Raw genomic sequence first — 1717 nt, 5'->3', positions numbered from 1 at the left:
AGTATTACAACCAACATAAACAGTGTTATTTTTGCTTTACGCCATATTGGCACTGATGAGTCATTTAGATTGATTTTCAAGGCGTTTTTAAATGTTGATGTTACAGTTACTACACCAGAAGCGGGTGTTATTGATATCTCACTAAAAGGGGCAATAAAAACAAATTTTATTACATTTATTTCTCCTAGTACTGCACCAAGAAAACCGCTTAAAAAGATAATACTTAGAGAAAAAAAAGATGGATATGCTGCATCTAAAAAAGCTTTAGTATTCAACTCTCTTCCTAAAGGATATGATCATTCAATTTATGCTTTTATAAAAAGAATTATTCCTATAGGTAGAGTATTAAAAATAAATAATAAAGACGGTGCAAATATTATCACTTTTAACAATTAAGGAGGCTTAATGGCTGGTGATCAAGAAAAATTATTAATTGATGAACAAGAAACAGTTCAAATAAAAGATTTAAATAAGGTAACAACCGTTGAAAACGACCATCTTTTACTAATAGATGATGGGGTTGCAAGTTGCAATGCTATTACTTTTAAAAACTTCTTAGAAACTGCTAAAGACAAAACATTTAAAGGTGAAGGACTTGATTATTTTAAAGAGATAATTAAATCTACAATCGCTGAAGAACTTGCAGCTGATACAAGCTTTGTAGAAAAAATTTACACTAAAACATTAGACAAACTAATTGAAAATGGGTCTGATAAACTTTCTAGTCTTTTTAGCAAAATTAAATCTCGCCTTACAGATAGTATATCTTCCTCCACTCTATCTAGAAGTGATAATCTTTTGATAATGTCTTCAAGTAGTATTGAAAAAACTCCAGTTCCCAAACAATTACTAGGAGTGCCATCTAATTTTGATGCTACTCTGAACGCACCCGCGGGCACTACACTTTATCCGTCTGATTATAAAAATCAAAGATTCCAAGTAGATTTAGACCAATCAAGGAGTGCAACTCTAATTTTTTATAAATATGATGATGATAACCCCATTTATCTTGATATAGAACTTGACATAGACCAATTCGATAGAGAAGGTAGATTCTTATATCTAAGATATTCGGATGAATCTGATAGTCAATATAGCCGAAATCTAGTTTTCGAAAGCGAAACTCTTACTGGTGTAATCCCACTGTATAAAGGATGGTATATTCAAAAAAGAATCTACCAAAATCATAGTCCTGTACCAGTTCTTATGAAACTGTAAATTTTTAGCAAAAATTAAAGTTTTGGTATATAATATATATATCAAAAAAAAATTAAAATGAAGGATTAAAAATGGATATTAAAATAACTGAACTTCTTATAAATTTAAACGAAATTAAACTTATAGCTGTAATGATTTTTGTCACTGTACTAGTTCTAGGAGTATTAATTCTTTTAAAACCTTTACTAAAAGACATATTGTCAATAGTAGTGGGCAAGATTTTTAGAAATGGAAATGGCAATAATCATATTAAAAAACGGGATTAATTTATGAAATTATCTAAAGATAATCTTGAGCTGGGGCTTACGTCTATATCAAACCTTATTGAAATATTTTCTAAATTTGAAAATGAATTTGATGAGCCTGCACATAAAGGATTCTTTTTGGTTTATGAACTGTATTCTCATTATAAACTAATCTATAAATCAAATATGGAAAGACTTGAGAATGCATTAACACCAACAATAGATAAAACACTCTCTCCACTGAATGAGAAAAT

4 protein-coding genes are annotated in these 1717 nt (G+C 29.3%); all 4 read left to right on the top strand.

What is annotated here, in order from left to right:
• Positions 1-396 (top strand): DUF735 family protein (locus HNP68_RS06715; RefSeq protein WP_183221685.1); only part of this gene is annotated, 396 nt, incomplete at its 5' end.
• Between the two features lie 9 nt (positions 397-405).
• A complete protein-coding gene (locus HNP68_RS06710) occupies positions 406-1218 on the top strand; it encodes a DUF685 domain-containing protein (protein ID WP_183221683.1) in 813 nt (270 codons plus the stop codon).
• Between the two features lie 71 nt (positions 1219-1289).
• Positions 1290-1484 (top strand): BlyA family holin, encoded by a 195-nt coding sequence (locus HNP68_RS06705; protein ID WP_183221607.1) that lies wholly within the window; start codon positions 1290-1292, stop codon positions 1482-1484.
• A 3-nt stretch (positions 1485-1487) separates the two neighbouring features.
• On the top strand, positions 1488-1717 hold a 230-nt coding region (locus HNP68_RS06700), incomplete at its 3' end, for a BlyB family putative holin accessory protein (protein ID WP_183221681.1).

It is taken from the genome of Borreliella yangtzensis, from assembly GCF_014201775.1.
GTDB classification, from domain to species: domain Bacteria; phylum Spirochaetota; class Spirochaetia; order Borreliales; family Borreliaceae; genus Borreliella; species Borreliella yangtzensis.
Note: the sequence above shows the minus strand (reverse complement) of the source record. Positions and strands in the feature narration are given on the sequence as shown.

Excerpts from the sequence above, each read along its gene's own strand:
- HNP68_RS06710 (WP_183221683.1), top strand. The coding sequence starts at position 406 with ATGGCTGGTGATCAAGAAAAATTATTAATTGATGAACAAGAAACAGTT.
- HNP68_RS06705 (WP_183221607.1), top strand. The coding sequence starts at position 1,290 with ATGGATATTAAAATAACTGAACTTCTTATAAATTTAAACGAAATTAAA.